We start from the raw sequence: 17,165 nt of genomic DNA, 5'->3' as shown, positions 1-17,165 counted from the left end.
CGAGAGGAGCACTCACATGTCGAACCACACCTACCGGGTCACCGACATCGTCGGCACCTCGCCCGAGGGCGTGGACCAGGCGATCCGCAACGGCATCACGCGCGCCTCACAGACCCTGCGCAACCTGGACTGGTTCGAGGTGGTCGAGGTGCGTGGCCAGCTCGACAACGGTGAGATCGCGCACTGGCAGGTGACCATGAAGGTCGGCTTCCGCCTGGACGAATCCGAGTAGGCCGGCCCCGGTCAGGTCCGCCCCTCCCGCTCCTGCGCCACCTTCAGCTCCGCGGACGGGGCGGTCCAGCGTGCCCGTACGACGGTGAACCCGGCCCGTTCGGCGTCCTCGCACACGAGTTCGTCGTCGTCCACCAGCACCCGGATCTCACGGGTGCGGGCGAGGCGGCGCAGGATCTCCAGCTTGGTGCGCCGGGCGGGCCGGCGGTCGTCGTTGCGCCGCATGTACACCCGCCCTTCCGGCAGCCCGTGCGCCGCGAGCCAGTCGAGTGTGTCGCGCCGGCAGCGCTCGGGGCGCCCGGTCAGGTAGACGACCTCGCACTCCTCGGCGCTCTCCCGCGCCATCGCGACCCCCTCCTCGATGGGCGGATCCTGCGGGGCGGCCGCGAAGAAGGCGTCCCAGTCACGCGGCTTGCGCTCCAGGAAACGCTGCCGGTGCGCGGTGTCGGCGAGGGTGTTGTCGAGGTCGAACACGGCGAGCGGGGGTTTGTTGCTGTCGGTCACACCGCTCACCCTAGGAGATCGCCGCAACGGACCCTAGATCGCGCAGCCGTTCGGGCCGGGTAGGCCGTCGATCCAGTTGCTGCTGTTCTCGATGTAGTAGCTGGACATGATCCCGTACTTGTCCCAGCCCCGCGGCGCGACCATCACCCAGTACGGGTTGCCGCCGACCGACTGGCCCGGGATCTGGCAGTAGATGAACACCTCGTCCCAGGAGTTGATCTGGCCGACGATCGAGGGGCAGTTCGCGGTGCTCGGCGAGGTGGCGCAGTTGCCCTCGTTCATGTCGCGGACGTTCACCCCGTCCGCCCACACGCCGTACCAGCCACGGCCGTGGCCCGCGGCCGAGGCGCTCTGGGAGGTGGTGAACACGAGGGCGAGTGCCCCGGCAGCGGCGAGTGCCGCGGTCCACTTGCGCATGCTGTCCCCTTCGACGGTCTGTCGGGCCGACTCGCGGGAAAGTCCCCTCGGTCGTCGCCCCGCACATTAGGCATGCCGGTCATGCCTCGGTCCCTGACATCTGTCAGGGACCGGTGCCTTGGGCGGGCCGCGATGCTTGGTCACTCGAAGGCGGCCATTGACTCAGATGGAGGAAACCTTGAAGGCACGGTTTCGCAAGAAGGCCGGCGTGAGCGTGGCGGCACTGCTGATGACGGCGGGCACGGCGATGGCTTCGGCACCCTCGGCGTCGGCCGCCGAGTCGGACTGCCCGAGGGAATACGTCTGCGTGTGGGACAACGACGTGGCGTGGGGTCAGCCGAGGTGGAAGTCGACAGGGAACCTGTACGACCTGCACTCCGACCACGGGATGGTCATCGTCAACAACGGCGTGCGCTTCCCGGGCGCCGACCACATCCGGTTCAACCTGACCGCTCAGTACGGCGGCAACATCCAGGGCTGCCTGCACTACCCCAACGACCCCAACCGCGACTCCTTCCTTGGCCCCATCACCCTGCACAGCGCGGTGTGGGGCGGCGAATGCTGAGCTGATCGCGGACCGGTCGGGGGCGTGGTCCTGAGGGGCGTGCGCGGCTTCGGCGCACGCCGCTCAGGACTTCGCCGTGTCAGGTGCCGAGCGCCGCGAGCACCACGGACCTGGCCTCCTCCTGGACCCGGCTCAGGTGGTCCGCGCCCAGGAAGGACTCCGCGTAGATCTTGTAGACGTCCTCGGTGCCCGAAGGGCGGGCCGCGAACCAGGCGTTGGCGGTGGCGACCTTGATGCCGCCGAGTGCGGCGCCGTTGCCGGGGGCCTCGGTCAGGACCGTGGTGACCGGCTCGCCGGCGAGGGTGTCGGCGGTGACCTGGCGCGGGGACAGCTTGGCGAGCAGCGCCTTCTCCTCGCGGGAGGCCGGGGCGTCGACGCGCGCGTAGGCGGGGGCGCCGAAGCGGTCGGTGAGCTCGGCGTAGTGCTGCGACGGGGTCTTGCCGGTGACCGCCGTGATCTCGGAGGCGAGCAGGGCCAGGGTGATGCCGTCCTTGTCGGTGGTCCACACCGAGCCGTCGCGGCGCAGGAAGGACGCGCCCGCCGACTCCTCGCCGCCGAAGCCGAGCGTGCCGTCGGACAGGCCGTCCACGAACCACTTGAATCCGACCGGGACTTCGACCAGCGGCCGGCCGACGTCCGCCGCGACCCGGTCGATCATGCTGGACGACACCAGGGTCTTGCCGATCCCCGCGCCGGCGGGCCACTGCTGCCGGTGCGAGAACAGGTACGAGATCGCCACGGCCAGATAGTGGTTGGGGTTCATCAGGCCCGCGTCCGGGGTGACGATGCCGTGCCGGTCGGCGTCGGCGTCGTTGCCGGTGGCGATGTCGTACCGGTCGCGCTGTTCGATGAGCGAGGCCATGGCGTACGGCGAGGAGCAGTCCATGCGGATCTTGCCGTCCCAGTCCAGCGTCATGAACCGCCAGGTGGGGTCGGTGAGCGGGTTCACCACGGTCAGATCGAGCCCGTGCTGCTCGGCGATACGGCCCCAGTAGGCGACGGAGGCACCGCCGAGCGGATCGGCGCCGATGCGCACGTCGGCGGCCCGGACGGCGTCCAGATCCAGCACGTTCGGCAGGTCGGCGACGTAGGCGCCGAGGAAGTCGTGTCGGCCGGTGCCGGGCGCGGCCAGGGCGCGGGTGTAGGGGATGCGCCGTACGTCCTTCATGCCGCCGGTGATGATCTCGTTGGCGCGGTCCTGGATCCAGGAGGTCGCCTCGGATCCGGCGGGGCCACCGCTGGGCGGGTTGTACTTGAAGCCGCCGTCGGCGGGCGGGTTGTGCGAGGGGGTGACGACCACGCCGTCGGCGAGGCCGGAGGTGCGGCCGCGGTTGGCGGTGAGGATGGCGTGGGAGACCGCCGGGGTGGGCGTGTAGCCGTCGGCCTGGTCGATGAGGACGGTCACGTCGTTGGCGGCGAAGACTTCGAGGGCCGTGATCCGGGCGGGCTCGGACAGGGCGTGGGTGTCGGCGCCCAGGAAGAGGGGGCCGTCGGTGCCCTGGGCGGTGCGGTACTCGCAGATGGCCTGGCTGGTGGCGGCGATGTGGTCCTCGTTGAACGCCGTCGCGAGGGCCGATCCGCGGTGTCCCGAGGTGCCGAACGCCACTCGTTGCCCTGGCTCGGCCGGGTCGGGGTGCAGCGCGTAGTACGCCGTGACCAGGCGGGCCACATCGATGAGGTCCTCGGGCCCGGCGACCTGCCCCGCTCGCTCGTGCTGCATCTGCCCGCTCCTCCGCAAGGGTCGACGGTTGGGTACAGCCCTCATTCTCCCCTGCCCGGCCCGCCGGGACGCGCACCGGGCGCCCGTTGTGGCACACGTGCCGCGAATGCGACGATGCGGGTCGGCGACGAGAGGGGCACCGACGTGAGGCACGAGGACCAACGGCCGCCCGCCGCCGTGCTGTTCGACGCGCTGGGCCCCGACTACGAGAAGGCCTTCGCCCATGCCCCCGCGCACCTGTCCGCGCTGGAGTGGCTGATCGAACGGCTGCCGCCCGCCGCGCGAACCCTGGACGTGGGCAGCGGCACCGGACGGCCCACCGCGGCCGCGCTGATCGAGGCGGGGCACTCGGTGCTGGGCGTCGACGTCTCCCCGGTCATGGTCGAAGTCGCCGCCCGTCAGGTCCCAGGGGCCGAGTTCCGCCACGCCGACATCCGGGACCTCCCGCTCGAGGCGGACTCGTTCGACGGCGTGTGCGTGTTCTTCTCGCTGCTGCAGATGACCCGCGCCGAGCAGTCGGCCCTGCTGCGGCGGCTGGCCGTGGCCTTGAGGCCCGGCGGTCATCTGGTGCTGGCCACGGTGCCCGCGGACGTGGAGGACGTCGAGGTGCTCTTCATGGGCCACCGGGCCCGCGCGACGAGCTTCGCCGAGGACGACCTCGCCGCCTTGCTGGAGACGGCGGGCCTGACGGTGCTGTCCAGCCACAACAGCATCTTCACCCCGGCCCACCCCGGCGCCGGCCCCGAACCCCACCTCTTCCTGCACTGCCGCCGCGCCGAGACATCCGGCCACTGACGCCCGGGCCCGGAGATCGTCAACCCTTTTTGAGACAGTCCGACCGAAACAAATAGTCCGGACTAATTACCCAGGATCCCTTTTTCGCAGGCAGCGGAAGATCCTGGACGATTCACGAGGGGCTTGAATGCGCCACCGCGGGACGGCAATTCACCACGCCAGTTGATTGTTCAAAGAGGCCGCTGACATACTCCGGCTTCCGTCCCCAAAAGCCCGCGCTCGCCAGCGCGTTCGGCATGACGCAGCGAAGAAGGTGCGCCTGTGCCCGAGTTTTCACCATGGCACGACAATTCCCTCACATACGGTTCACCGAATAGCGAACCTGCACCGGTCAAACGCATATCCGAAGATCCCGAATTTCACTCCCTGCGCCGCGCTCAACGCAGATTCGGCGTCCGCGCGACGCTCCTGTCGGTCGGCGGATTCCTGCTGTACGTGCTCCTGTCGCACTCCGTTCCCGGCCTGATGAACCGGCGACTGGCCGGTGACCTCACCCTCGGCCTGGCCATCGGCCTCGGGCAGTTCGCCGTGATGGGCCTGACGGCCTGGTGGTACCTGCGCCACATGCGCACCCGGGTCGACCCGATCGCCCGCGGCCTGGGCTCGCGCCTGCAACAGCACGAGACGGGGCGGCTCCGTGCACCCGCCCGGCAGGGCGAGGCCGAGCAGGCCGTCCGTCCCGGCTCCGGGGGGTACCGCACGTGGTGACCGTGTCCGAAGGCATCGTCGACCGGTTCAGCCTGCAACTGACGTTCGTGCTGTTCCTGTCGGTGGTCGTGGTCACGCTGTTCATGGCGCTGCTGACGGCCCCGCACCGCGACGAGATCAGCGAGTTCTACCTCGGCAACCGCACCATGTCCCCGCTGCGCAACGGCCTGGCGATGTGCGGTGACTACCTGTCGGCCGCGACGCTTCTCGGCAGCACCGGACTGGTCGCCCTCACCGGCTACGACGGCCTGCTGTACCTCGGCGGCACCGTGGTCGCCTGGATGATGGTTCTTCTGCTGATCGCCGAACCCCTGCGCCGCGCGGGCAGGTTCACGCTCGGCGACACACTGGCGCTGCGCCTGACCCGGCTGCAACGCCCCGCCCGGCTGGCCCTGGCCGTGTGCACGCTGACCATCACAACCCTCTACCTGGTCGCCCAGCTCGTCGGCAGCATCGCCCTGCTGACCCAGTTCACCGGCGAGCCCAGCCCCGCCACCCGCACCCTGTGCGTGATCGTGATCGGCACCGTCGTGATCGTGTACGCGGCCATCGGCGGCATGCCCGGCGCCACCGTCATCCAGATCATCAAGGCCGTCATGCTGCTGGCCGGTGTGACGATCACCGCCGTCATGGTCCTGCACCGCTACGACTGGAACCCGGGCGCCCTGCTCTCCGCGGCCGCCGACCACAGCGGAACCGGCGCCCGGTTCCTCGAACCCGGGCTGCGCTACGGCGCCAGCACCACCAGCAAGCTCGACTTCTTCAGCCTGGAACTGGCGATCGTCCTCGGCCTCGCCGCGCTCCCCCACGTGCTGATGCGCCTGCTCGCCCCGCGCAAGGTCGACGTGCTGCGCTCCTCCCTCGTCTGGGCGCTGGGCCTGGTGGGCCTGGTCTGCCTGGCGGCCGGAGTCCTCGGCCTCGGCGCCACCGCCGTCGTCGGCCGGGAGACCATCGCCGAGACCGACCACAAGGGCGACGCGGCCGTCCTGCTCCTCGCCAACGCCCTGGGCGGCGGGAGTCTCACGGCCCTGCTGTCCTGCCTCGCCTTCGTCACCCTGCTCGCCGTCGCGGCCGGCCTCACCCTGGCCGCCGCCTCCTCGCTCGCCCACGACCTGTACGGCGAGGTCATCCGCAAGGGCCGTGCGAGCGAGACCGAGGAGTTGATGGTGGCCCGGCTGTCCGCGGCCGTCATCGGCGTGCTCGCGATGCTGCTCGCGCTCGTCTCCTGGGGCGCCAACACCGCGACGCTCGCGTTCCTCGCCTTCGCCATCGCGGCGTCCGCGATCCTGCCGACGATCGTCTACACCCTCTTCTGGCGCCGCTTCACGGGCGAGGGGGCGCTGCTCAGCCTCTGGGGCGGCCTGGTCTGCTCGGTCCTGCTGGTGCTGTCCTCACCGGTGGTCTCCTCAACGCCGGGCTCGTTCTACCCGGACTCCGACTTCGCCTGGTTCCCGCTCCAGAACCCGGGCATCGTCTCCATCCCGGCGGGCTTCCTCCTCGGCTGGCTCGGCACGGTACTGAGCGACCGGCGGCAACCGCGCGACGACGCCGCCTACGAGGAGTTCGAGGTGCGGATGCTGGTGGGCGCCAAGGAGTGAGCGCCCAGCACCAGCAAGAGGGGGGCCGGGAGCCAATTGTTAATGGGATCCATTTTCATGTAGCGTCCTCGGTGTTCACCCACCGAGTTCACCGAGGAGGTCGCTCATGGCCGTTCCCAAGCGGAAGATGTCCCGCAGCAACACCCGCCACCGCCGCGCCCAGTGGAAGGCGGCCACGCCGTCGCTCGTGCCCGTGACGATCGACGGCGTGCGCCACCTCGTGCCGCAGCACCTGGTGAAGGCGTACGAACGCGGCCTGCTGCGCCCCGAGGGCTGACCGCAGATGCCGTACGACCGCCGACTGCCCGTCACCGTCCTGTCCGGCTTCCTCGGGGCGGGCAAGACGACCCTGCTCAACCACGTCCTCGCCAACCGCGAGGGACTGCGTGTGGCGGTCATCGTCAACGACATGAGCGAGGTCAACATCGACGCCGCCCTGGTGCGGGGCGGCGAGGCCGCGCTGTCGCGGACCGAGGAGCGCCTGGTCGAGATGACCAACGGTTGCATCTGCTGCACCCTGCGCGACGACCTGCTGGAGGAAGTCGACCGACTGGCCCGCGAGGGCCGCTTCGACCATCTCCTCATCGAGTCGTCCGGCATCTCCGAACCCATGCCGGTCGCGGCCACCTTCGCCTTCGCCCGCGACGACGGCGCCACCCTCGGCGACCTGGCCCTGCTGGACACCATGGTCACGGTCGTCGACGCCGCCTCCTTCCTGTCCGAGCTGGACAGTGGCGACGAACTCGTCGAACGCGGCCTGGACCAGTACGAGAACGACGAGCGCACCGTCAGCGACCTCCTCGTCGACCAGGTCGAGTTCGCGGACGTCCTCGTACTGAACAAGCTCGACCTGGTGGACGACGCGGCGGCGGACCGGATGCGGGCGGCGCTGCGCCGGCTCAACCCCGTCGCGCGGCTCGTCGACGCCGTGCAGGGACGGGTGCCGCTCCAGGAGGTGCTCGGTACGCGGCTGTTCGACCTGGAGCGGGCCCAGCAGGCGCCGGGCTGGGTGCGGGAGCTCAACGGCGACCATGTGCCGGAGACCGAGGAGTACGGCATCTCCTCCACCGTGTTCCGCTCAGAACTCCCCTTCCACCCCGGGCGGTTGTGGACCTTCGTGGCGGAGGGCCTCGACAGCGGCGCGTACGGGAAGGTGCTGCGTTCCAAGGGGTTCTTCACGCTCGCCAGCCGGCCGCGGGTGACGGGGCTGTGGTCGCAGGCCGGGTCCGTCGCCCGGTTCGAGCCCAGTGCCGCGCGGGACGCCGAGGCGCCGTACGCGCAGGAGCTGGTCCTCATCGGCACGCTGCTGGACGCCGAAGCGCTGCAGGCGGCCCTGGCCGGCTGTCTCATGGCGGACGGGGAGGACCTGCCGGCCGCCGCCGACGATCCGTTCCCGGCCTGGGACACCTACGGCATCGACGACACCTGCGACCACGAGCAGGTGGCACCGCTCCAGATGCCGGTTCCCTGACCCTGCGGCGTCCGTCCTGCCTATCCTGGTGGGGGCCGGTTCTGCTCGCTGAGCGCGAGAAGGGAGCCGCGGTGACCGAGCGGACGATCGACAGGGCGGCCGCGGACACCTTGCGGCAGGCCAGGGACGCCGTCTCGCGTGAGGCGTGGGGCGAGGCGTACCGGCTGCTGGACGGTCTGGACACCGCCTGCCTCACCCCCGACGACTGCGCCGCGTTCGCCGACGCCGCATGGTGGACGAGGCGGATCGATGAGTCGGTCGTCCACCGCATGCGGGCCTACGCCGGCTATGTCGCGGCCGGTGCGGCCCGGCGGGCAGGGCACATGGCCTGGCTGCTGTTCTACGAGCACCAGCTCGCGGGGCGCGCCGCCCTGGCGGCCGGCTGGCTGCGCCGGGCGCGGCGGCAGCTTCGCGACGAGCCCGAGTGCGTCGAGCAGTGCTACCTCGTCTGGGTCGACACCGAGGACGCCCAGCGGCGTGGCGCGTTCGACGAGGCGATGACGGCGGCCCGGCACATGGCCGCGCTCGCGCGGCGGGGCGGCAGCCCGGATCTGCTCGCCATGGGCATACAGGCGCAGGCGGGCGTGCTGGTGGCCCAGGGGCGCGTCGACGAGGGGCTCGACCTGCTGGACGAGGCGATGTGCGCGGCCATGGCGGGCGAGCTCAGCTCCTTCTTCACCGGCTGGGTCTACTGCCTGGGCCTGCAGCAGTCCATGGCCTGCGCCGATCTGGAACGCGCCGCCGAGTGGACCGACGCGGCCATGCGGTGGTGCGCGGCGATGCCGGCCGAGAACAACTTCCGCGGACTGTGCCGGGTGCACCGCGTGCAGGTGCTGGAGCTGCGCGGCGACTGGTCCGAGGCGCTGGTCGAGGCCGAGCGGACCTGCGCGGAACTGCTGCCGTACGAGCGGCGGACGGCCGCCGAGGCGGTCTATCCGGTCGGCCAGATCCAGCGGCGGCGCGGAGAGCTCACGGCGGCCGAGGAGTCGTACGACCGCACCCATGAGCTCGGCCGGGACCCGCAGCCCGGTCTCGCGCTGCTGCGGCTGGCCCAGGGGAAGGCCGACGCCTCGGCCACGGCCCTGCGGCTCGCGCTCGCCGACACCGGCGAGACCGGCGGACTCGACCGGTGCGCCCTGCTAGCGGCCCAGGTGGAGGTCTGTCTCGCGCTGGGCCGCACGTCCGAGGCGCGTACGGCCGCCGGGGAGCTTCAGAGGCTGGCCGGGGACTGGCAGCGGCGGTGCGGCTCGCAGGCGACCCCGCTGCACGCGAGCGCGGCGGCGGCCGCCGGAGCGGTGGCCTTCGCCGCCCGCGACCTGGACCGTGCACTGCCCCGGCTGCGCCACGCGCTGGAGCTGTGGCTGGAGCTCCGGGTGCCGTACGAGGCGGCCCAGGTGCGGATGACCCTGGCCGCCGCCGACCGGGCCGCCGGGGACACCGAGGGGGCGCGGATGGAACTGCGGGCCGCGGAGCAGGAGTTCGGGCGGCTCGGTGCCGCACCCGACGCGCGCCGGGCCGCCGCCCTGCTCGCCGATGTGCGCCGGCGGCGGCCGGGCGGGCTCACCGAGCGGGAGATCCAGGTGCTGCGGCTGGTCGCGGCGGGCCGTACGAACCGTGCGGTCGCCGCGGAGCTGGTGATCAGCGAGCACACCGTGGCGCGGCATCTGAACAACATCTTCGCCAAGCTCGACGTGTCCTCGCGGGCGGCGGCGACGGCGTACGCCTTCCGGCACGGCCTCGCCTGACACCGCCCATGGGCCGTTCTGCCCATACCGGTCCGCGGCGATGGGTGATTTCGGCGATGAACCCGCGGGCGCTTCGGCGTAGACCGGAGAGGTACCCATTTCCCGACCAGGAGCGGAAAGCAGGTGGGGTCATGGCCACCTACACACCCACACTCGACGACCGGCTGCTGGACCGGCTGCGCGGCGCCCTGCGCGGGACCGTCGTGGAACCCGGCGATCCGGCCTACGACGAGGCACGCAAGGTCTACAACGCCATGCACGACCGCCGGCCGGCGATCGTCGTGCAGGCCGTCGACACGGGCGACGTCATGGCAACCGTCGACTTCGCCCGCGAGCAGGGCCTGCCGTTCGCCGTGCGCGGCGGAAGCCACAGCGTCCCCGGCTACGGCACCTGCGACGGCGGCGTCGTCCTCGATCTCGGCCTGATGCGCGGGATCCGCGTCGATCCCGACACCCGCACGGCGTGGGTGGAGGGCGGCTGCACCTGGGCGGACGTCAACCACGCCACGCACGCGTTCGGACTGGCAACGACCGGCGGGATCGTCTCCACCACCGGCGTGGGCGGCCTGACGACCGGCGGCGGCCTGGGACATCTGGCCCGGCGTTGCGGGCTGGCCTGCGACAACCTCGTCTCGGTGGACCTGGTGACGGCCGACGGATCCTTCGTCACCTGTACGGACGACCAGCACAGCGACCTGATGTGGGCCGTGCGCGGGGGCGGCGGCAACTTCGGCGTCGTCACGTCGTTCGCGTACCGGCTGCACCCGATCGACGACATCCTCGGCGGGCCGACGTTCTTCCCGCTGGACGCGGACGTGATCCGCCGCTACCGGGAGCTGGTCGCCGAGGCGGACGAGCGGCTCGGGGCCGTCTTCCTCGTGGGCCTCGGACCACCGGTGCCGTTCCTGCCGGAGCGCTGGCACGGGCGGCCGCTGTGCGGCATGGTCGCCTGCTGGACCGGGCCGCAGGACGAGGACGACCGCATCCGGGACCGGGTCGCGGCGCTCGGACCGGTGCTGGGCCGGCATCTGGAGCGCATGCCCTACCCCGTGATCAACACCCTCTTCGACGACCTGGTACCGGCCGGTCTGTACCACTACTGGAAGGGCTCCTTCACGCAGAGCCTGCCCGACGGAGCCGTCGACACCCTGGTCGAGTACGGCGCCGACACGCCGTCCATCCAGAGCGTGACGGTCGTCTTCCCGATCGACGGGGCCTGCCACCGGGTCGGACCCGAGGAGACCGCCTTCTCCTACCGGGACGCCGACTACGCGATCGCGCTCAGCCCGACCCTCACCACCCGGGAGGACTGCGAGGCCCAGAAGGACTGGGTGCGCGCCTTCCACCGGGGGCTGGAGCCGCACTCCCTGGAGGGCGGCTACGTGAACTTCATGGACGCCGACGACCAGGACCGCGTACGGGCCAACTACCGCACGAACTACGACCGTCTCCACGACCTGAAACGACGCTACGACCCGGGCAACCTGTTCCGCCTGAACCACAACATCGCGCCCTGAGAACCGCTGAGGACCGCTGAGGAATCCTGCGGGCTCCCAGGTGTTGAACCCTGTATGAGCTCCGTGATCGCCGCGACCCGCTTCTCCGTCCTCGACCGCTCCCGCACCCGCGAGGGCCACACCAACGCGGAGGCGCTGCGCGACACCGTGGGGCTGGCGCGGGAGGTCGAGGCGCTCGGCTACCACCGGTTCTGGGTCTCGGAGCACCATGGCGTGCCCGGTGTCGCCGGTTCGGCGCCGACCGTGCTTGCCGCCGCCGTGGCCGGTGCGACGCGCACCATCCGGGTCGGCACCGGCGGGGTGATGCTGCCCAACCACCGACCGCTGATCGTGGCCGAGCAGTTCGGAGTGCTGGAGTCCCTCTTCCCCGGCCGTGTCGACATGGGGCTCGGCCGGTCCGTCGGCTTCACCGACGGCGTGCGCAGGGCGCTGGGCCGCGACAAGGGGGACGCGGAGGACTTCGCGGCGCAGCTCCAGGAACTGCTCGGCTGGTTCCGCGGCACCTCGCCGACCGGGGTGCACGCACGGCCCGCCGAGGGCCTGACCGTGCCGCCGTTAGTGCTGGCCATGGGCGAGGGCGCGGACATCGCGGCCCGCGCCGGGCTGCCGATGGTGATCGGTGACCTGCGCAACCGGGAGAAGATGCGGCGTGGCATCGACCACTACCGCGACCGGTTCCGGCCCTCCCCTTGGGCGAGCGAGCCGTACGTCGTGATCTCGGGCACGATCGCGGTGGCCGGCACGCCCGAAGAGGCGCGGCGGCTGCTCGTGCCGGAGGCCTGGTCGATGGCCCACTCGCGCACCCACGGCACCTTCCCGCCGCTGCCGCCCGCCGAGCGCGTCGAGGCGCTCGCCATGACCGACAAGGAACGCGGCTTCTACGAGAACGGCCTCACCGGACACATCGCCGGCACCGAGGAGCAGGTCGCGCACGAGCTGGAGACGGTGCTGAAGGAGACCGGAGCGCAGGAGGTGCTGGTCACGACGAGTACCTACGACCGCGCGGCTCTGGTGGACTCCTACCGGCGGCTCGCCCGGATCGCCGAGGCGTGATCCGGGCGGGCCGCCGGGCGGAGGGTCAGTCCGTGTCGCGCGGGTCGAAGGACTTGGTGTCGATGGTCAGCGGCTTCGGGAACGCGCCGGCCACCGAATCCCAGGGCGTGAACTTGAAGTTGGTGCCCTCCCGGTCGCCGTCCGCGGGCGTCGCCTCACCGTCGTGGGTGACCAGCAGGCCCTTGGGGAAGGACCGGCCCAGCGGGACGTTGACGACGGTCGCGCCGTCGGAGTGCTGCACCCCGTCGGTGGCGGCGCTGTCGGTGACGGTGAAGGAGCCGAGGTAGGCGCCTCGGCCCTGGCGCTCGTACACGGCGAAGGTGTTGTCGCCCTGGCTGGAGGCGAGCAGGTACCCCTTGCCGTCGGCGGCGTGGTAGACAGCGGTGCCCTCGGCGTCGGCACTGAGGTGCTCACCGCCGTAGCCGGGGTCGTGGGCGGTGTCGATGACGCACTCCTCCTCGGCGTCATACGTCCACGGAGTGCCGTACTCCCGTACCCGGTCGATGAGCTTCGGCTGCTCGAACTCCTCGTCGTCGAGCTCGACGCGCCACAGCCCGACGTCCTCCTGGGCCGCGTACAGGACGTGCTTCTCCTGGTCGACGACCATGCCCTCGACCTGCGCGTGATCGCCGGGGTCGGCGCACGGCGTCCAGCTCTTCCCGTTCGGCAGGGTGAAGGAGCCGGGCAGGTCGAGGGTGTCCTCGGTGCGGTAGCCGACGCGTCCGCCGCGGTCCTGGAGTTGCAGCAGCCGTACGCGGGTCTCCGAGCGGCGCGAGACGACGACGTAGGCGTTGTCGTCGTCGGTGAAGGCTGCCAGACCGTAGGCGGTGCGCTGGTCGTCGACCTCGGTCTCGCTCGCGGAGAAGACCGGCGCGGCGTTGGCAGCCGTGACGTCCCTCAGCGGGGGCCGGCCCGCGGCGACGGCCGCCGGGTCGATGGCGTAGGCCCGCACGCGGTCCCGGCCGCGGTCGCTGACCAGGGCCAAGTCGGTCTTCTTGCCGCCCAGTTCGAATCCGTAGACGACGTCGACGTTGTTGAAGCGGCCCGGCGCGGCGTCCTCGCCCGGCGCGGCGGGCGCCGCTATGTGCTGAAGGCGCCTGCCGTCCAGGTCGTAGACGTCGAGGCCGGCCTCCTTGAGGGTGCCGATCACGAGGCTGCGGCCCGGGTTGCGGGGGTCCACCCAGACCGCCGGGTCGTCGGCGTCGGCGTTGCCGCCCGCCTCGTCGTCGTACACGGCGGGGGTCTCCGCGCGCGCGGAGACGGGGACCGGCTGCGGGGCGGAGGCGCCCGTGACCATCAGCAGCGCGGCGGTGAGAGTGCTCAGAGCGGAAGCGCTCACGATACTCCTCGGTAGGAAGAGAGACTGGCGAGACGCTATGGGCGACCGGTGTGGGTGGGCCGACGTCGTCGTGAACAACAGGTGGCTCATGCGGGCACCGCGCCTGGTTCGCATACAATCGCGGGGTTTGCCCGCACCCCTCACCGCCCACCCTCCGGAGCAGCCGGCCCATGCACTCCCCGCACGACTCGTACGTCCGTGTCCGTGGCGCCCGTGAGCACAACCTCAAGGGCGTGGACGTCGACATTCCGCGGGATGTGCTGGCCGTGTTCACGGGGGTGTCCGGGTCCGGGAAGTCCTCCCTCGCCTTCGGCACGATCTACGCCGAGGCCCAGCGCCGCTACTTCGAGTCGGTCGCGCCGTACGCCCGCCGGCTGATCCACCAGGTCGGCGCGCCGAAGGTCGGCGAGATCACCGGGCTGCCGCCGGCCGTGTCCCTCCAGCAGCGCCGCTCGGCGCCGATGTCGCGCTCCTCCGTCGGCACGGTCACCAACCTCTCCAACTCCCTGCGGATGCTTTACTCCCGGGCCGGTGACTACCCCCCGGGCGCCGAACGGCTCGACTCGGACGCGTTCTCGCCGAACACGGCGGCCGGGGCGTGCCCGCAGTGCCATGGGCTCGGACAGGTGCACCGTACGACCGAGGAGTCGCTGGTCCCCGATCCCGCGCTGTCGATCCGGGAGGGCGCGATCGCCGCCTGGCCGGGCGCCTGGCAGGGCAAGAACCTGCGCGACATCCTCGACGCGCTCGGGTACGACGTCGACCGGCCCTGGCGCGACCTGCCCGCCGAGGCGCGGGAGTGGATCCTGTTCACCGACGAACAGCCGGTCGTCACCGTGCATCCGGTGCGCGACGCCGACCGCATCCAACGGCCGTACCAGGGCACGTACATGAGTGCCCGGCGGTATGTGATGAAGACGTTCTCCGACTCCAAGAGCGCGACCCTGCGGGCCAAGGCGGAGCGGTTCCTCGCCGCCGCGCCGTGCCCGGTGTGCGGCGGCAGCAGGCTGCGGCCCGAGGCGCTGGCGGTGACCTTCGCGGGGCGCACGATCGCCGAGCTGGCCGCGCTGCCGCTGATCGAGCTGGCGGACAGCCTGGAGGGCGGCGCCTCGGAGACGGCCCGTGTCCTCACCGAGGACCTCAAGTCCCGTATCGGGCCCGTCGTCGAGCTCGGTCTCGGCTACCTCAGCCTGGACCGGGCCACGCCCACCCTCTCGGCGGGCGAACTCCAGCGCCTCAGGCTCGCCACCCAGCTCAGGTCCGGGCTCTTCGGCGTGGTGTACGTCCTCGACGAGCCGTCCGCGGGACTGCACCCGGCGGACACGGAGGCGCTGCTGCGGGTACTGGCGCGGCTGAAGGCGGCCGGGAACACGGTGTTCGTGGTCGAGCACCACCTGGACGTCATGCGGGGCGCCGACTGGCTGGTGGACGTGGGGCCGCGGGCCGGAGAGCACGGCGGGCGGGTGCTGCACAGCGGTCCGGTGGCGGAGCTGGCGTCGGTCGCGGAGTCGGCGACGGCACGCTTCCTGTTCGACGACTCCCCCGCCGCCGAACGCCAAGTACGGGCCCCGCACGGACGGTTGAAGGTCGGCCCGGTGACCCGGCACAACCTGCGCGAGGTGACCGCCGAGTTCCCGCTCGGCGTGTTCACGGCCGTCACGGGCGTCTCCGGCTCGGGGAAGTCGACGCTCATCGGCGAGATCACCGAGGACCTGGTGGGTGTGGGGCGCCTGGTCTCCGTCGACCAGAAGCCGATCGGCCGCACCCCGCGCTCCAATCTCGCCACCTACACCGGCCTCTTCGACGTGGTGCGCAAGGTGTTCGCGGCCACCGACGAGGCGCGGGCGCGTGGTTACGGCGTCGGACGCTTCTCGTTCAATGTCGCTGGGGGTACCCCCTCTGGGGGAGGACGCTGCGAGACCTGTCAGGGTGAGGGGTTCGTCAGCGTCGAGCTGCTGTTCCTGCCGAGCACGTACGCGCCGTGCCCGGACTGCGGCGGGGCCCGCTACAACCCCGAGACGCTGCAAGTGACGTACCGGGGACGGAACATCGCGCAGGTGCTGGATCTGACGGTGGAAGCCGCGGCGGAGTTCTTCGCGGACACCGCGACGGTGGCCCGCAGCCTGGCCACCCTCCTCGACGTGGGCCTCGGCTATCTGCGGCTCGGCCAGCCCGCCACCGAGCTGTCCGGCGGCGAGGCCCAGCGCATCAAGCTGGCGAGCGAGTTGCAGCGCGGCCGGCGCGGCCACACGCTCTACCTCCTCGACGAGCCGACGACCGGGCTGCACCCGGCCGACGTCGATGTGCTGATGCGCCAGTTGCACGGGCTCGTCGACGCCGGGCACACCGTCGTCGTGGTCGAGCACGACATGTCCGTCGTCGCGGGCGCGGACTGGGTGATCGACCTGGGGCCGGGCGGCGGTGACGCGGGCGGACACATCGTGGCGGCGGGTCCGCCCGCTCGGGTGGCGCAGGAGACGGGGAGCGCGACGGCCCCCTATCTCACCCGGGTCATGCCGTGAGGGGCTCGCGGGACGGGGCCGGCGACACCGTCTGGTCCGTCCCGGCGACGGGCGTCACGAGGGGCACGGCGCGCTCCCGCCGGGGAACCCGCACCTGACGCTGGTCCGGCAGCGCGGACGTCTCGGCCGCGGCGGCCAGGGAGCGGCGGTCGGATCGGCTGCCCGGCACGATCGGTTCCCGCACCTCCGCCGTCGCGACCAGGTCGCGTGCCCTGACCACCCGCCACACCGACGCCAGCAGCGAGTCGTCGCCGACGAACGCGGCGGCCGTGCCGGACTCGCCGTCCACGACGCGGTAGCGCAGCCGCACCGGCTGCACGGGGACGCCCGCGTCGAGGGCGGCCTGGAAGGCGGCGCGGCGGAAGTTGCCCTGGGCCCGGCCGCACCAGGTGCTGCCCTCGGGGAAGACGGTCACCGCCTCGCCGGCCCGTAGGGCCCGGGCTATCCGGGCCACCGTCTCCGGCAGGGCGCGGATCCGGTCGCGGTCGATGAACAGCGCGCCGCTGCGCGCGGTCAGCCACCCAGCGACCGGCCAGTGACGGATCTCCGACTTGGCGAGCATCCGGGCCGGGCGCACTGCGGCGAGCAGCGGGATGTCCAGCCAGGAGACGTGGTTGGCCACGAGCAGCAGCCCGCCCCGAGGTGCCGCGGGACCGGCGATCCGTACCCGGACCCCCGCGGCCCGTACGACCCACCGGCTCCAGCGGCGGACCAGTCCGGCGGGGATCATCCCGCCGAGCGGCATAGCCGCGCACCCGACGACCAGCAGGAGCAGGACCGCCACGATCCGCAGGGCGGCCAGCGGTATGGCCCTGGCCGGTCCCGTCGCCTCGATGCAGGTCCGCGGGGTGCAGGGAGCACTGGGCCGCCAGAGGGTTCCCGCGTCGGCCGCGTGGCTCGTGGTGCCCGCGGCCGGTGTGCCGGTCGCGGGGGCGATCGCCGCGGGGACACCCACGGCACCGAGGGAGGTGGTGCTCATG

General features: G+C 71.9%; 16 protein-coding genes. 11 read left to right on the top strand and 5 right to left on the bottom strand.

From position 1 onward, the window contains the following. Positions 1–16: 16 nt before the first annotated feature. A complete protein-coding gene (locus ACZ69Q_RS06290; protein ID WP_471037190.1) occupies positions 17–232 on the top strand; it encodes a dodecin in 216 nt (71 codons plus the stop codon). An 11-nt stretch (positions 233–243) separates the two neighbouring features. Here ACZ69Q_RS06290 and ACZ69Q_RS06285 read toward each other — a convergent pair whose 3' ends face one another. Then, positions 244–735, bottom strand: coding sequence for a phosphatase domain-containing protein (locus ACZ69Q_RS06285; RefSeq protein WP_471037187.1), 492 nt, complete (start codon positions 733–735; stop codon positions 244–246). A gap of 33 nt (positions 736–768) precedes the next feature. Beyond that, a complete protein-coding gene (locus ACZ69Q_RS06280) occupies positions 769–1,152 on the bottom strand; it encodes a hypothetical protein (RefSeq protein WP_471037184.1) in 384 nt (127 codons plus the stop codon). 178 nt (positions 1,153–1,330) lie between these two features. Between ACZ69Q_RS06280 and ACZ69Q_RS06275 the strand changes: the two genes are divergently transcribed. After that, positions 1,331–1,717, top strand: coding sequence for a peptidase inhibitor family I36 protein (locus ACZ69Q_RS06275; protein ID WP_471037181.1), 387 nt, complete (start codon positions 1,331–1,333; stop codon positions 1,715–1,717). 79 nt (positions 1,718–1,796) lie between these two features. Here ACZ69Q_RS06275 and pgm read toward each other — a convergent pair whose 3' ends face one another. Next, on the bottom strand, positions 1,797–3,437 hold the full coding sequence (pgm, locus tag ACZ69Q_RS06270; RefSeq protein ID WP_471037178.1) for a phosphoglucomutase (alpha-D-glucose-1,6-bisphosphate-dependent): 1,641 nt from the start codon (positions 3,435–3,437) through the stop codon (positions 1,797–1,799). 144 nt (positions 3,438–3,581) lie between these two features. On the opposite strand from pgm, the gene ACZ69Q_RS06265 reads away from it, so the two are divergent. From ACZ69Q_RS06265 to ACZ69Q_RS06230, 8 genes are all read left to right on the top strand, one after another. After that, a complete protein-coding gene (locus ACZ69Q_RS06265; RefSeq protein WP_471037174.1) occupies positions 3,582–4,232 on the top strand; it encodes a methyltransferase domain-containing protein in 651 nt (216 codons plus the stop codon). 261 nt (positions 4,233–4,493) lie between these two features. After that, on the top strand, positions 4,494–4,940 hold the full coding sequence (locus ACZ69Q_RS06260) for a DUF485 domain-containing protein (RefSeq protein ID WP_471037171.1): 447 nt from the start codon (positions 4,494–4,496) through the stop codon (positions 4,938–4,940). Next, a complete protein-coding gene (locus tag ACZ69Q_RS06255; protein WP_471037168.1) occupies positions 4,934–6,538 on the top strand; it encodes a sodium/solute symporter in 1,605 nt (534 codons plus the stop codon). The genes ACZ69Q_RS06260 and ACZ69Q_RS06255 overlap by 7 nt, the downstream gene beginning before the upstream one ends. Before the next feature lie 106 nt (positions 6,539–6,644). Beyond that, positions 6,645–6,815: a 50S ribosomal protein L32 gene (gene rpmF, locus ACZ69Q_RS06250; protein WP_346181028.1), complete on the top strand. Its 171-nt coding sequence runs from the start codon at positions 6,645–6,647 to the stop codon at positions 6,813–6,815. Positions 6,816–6,821: 6 nt separating this feature from the next. Continuing rightward, complete coding sequence (locus tag ACZ69Q_RS06245) at positions 6,822–8,009, top strand: GTP-binding protein (protein ID WP_471037161.1); 1,188 nt, start codon at positions 6,822–6,824, stop codon at positions 8,007–8,009. A gap of 71 nt (positions 8,010–8,080) precedes the next feature. Continuing rightward, entirely contained in the window at positions 8,081–9,754 is a 1,674-nt protein-coding gene (locus ACZ69Q_RS06240) for a LuxR C-terminal-related transcriptional regulator (RefSeq protein ID WP_471037157.1), read from the top strand. Between the two features lie 131 nt (positions 9,755–9,885). Continuing rightward, positions 9,886–11,271, top strand: coding sequence for an FAD-binding oxidoreductase (locus ACZ69Q_RS06235; protein WP_471037154.1), 1,386 nt, complete (start codon positions 9,886–9,888; stop codon positions 11,269–11,271). 54 nt (positions 11,272–11,325) lie between these two features. Next, positions 11,326–12,324 carry an LLM class flavin-dependent oxidoreductase gene (locus ACZ69Q_RS06230; RefSeq protein ID WP_471037150.1) on the top strand — a complete coding sequence of 333 codons (999 nt, stop codon included), beginning with the start codon at positions 11,326–11,328 and terminating at the stop codon, positions 12,322–12,324. 25 nt (positions 12,325–12,349) lie between these two features. On the opposite strand, the gene ACZ69Q_RS06225 is transcribed toward ACZ69Q_RS06230, so the two are convergent. After that, positions 12,350–13,663: a phytase gene (locus ACZ69Q_RS06225; protein ID WP_471037148.1), complete on the bottom strand. Its 1,314-nt coding sequence runs from the start codon at positions 13,661–13,663 to the stop codon at positions 12,350–12,352. A 170-nt stretch (positions 13,664–13,833) separates the two neighbouring features. Here ACZ69Q_RS06225 and ACZ69Q_RS06220 point away from each other — a divergent pair, with 170 nt between their 5' ends. After that, positions 13,834–16,185, top strand: a complete 2,352-nt coding sequence (locus ACZ69Q_RS06220) for an ATP-binding cassette domain-containing protein (RefSeq protein ID WP_471037144.1) — start codon at positions 13,834–13,836, stop codon at positions 16,183–16,185. Here the strand turns inward: ACZ69Q_RS06220 and ACZ69Q_RS06215 are convergent. After that, the gene (locus tag ACZ69Q_RS06215; RefSeq protein WP_471037141.1) at positions 16,175–17,164 is read right to left on the bottom strand and encodes a lysophospholipid acyltransferase family protein; all 990 of its coding nucleotides are present in this window, start codon (positions 17,162–17,164) and stop codon (positions 16,175–16,177) included. The genes ACZ69Q_RS06220 and ACZ69Q_RS06215 overlap by 11 nt on opposite strands. Position 17,165: the final 1 nt, after the last annotated feature.

This window comes from Streptomyces sp. NPDC036764 (assembly GCF_055609385.1).
The sequence above is the reverse complement of the archived record's forward strand: the minus strand, read 5'-3'. Positions and strand labels throughout refer to the sequence as shown.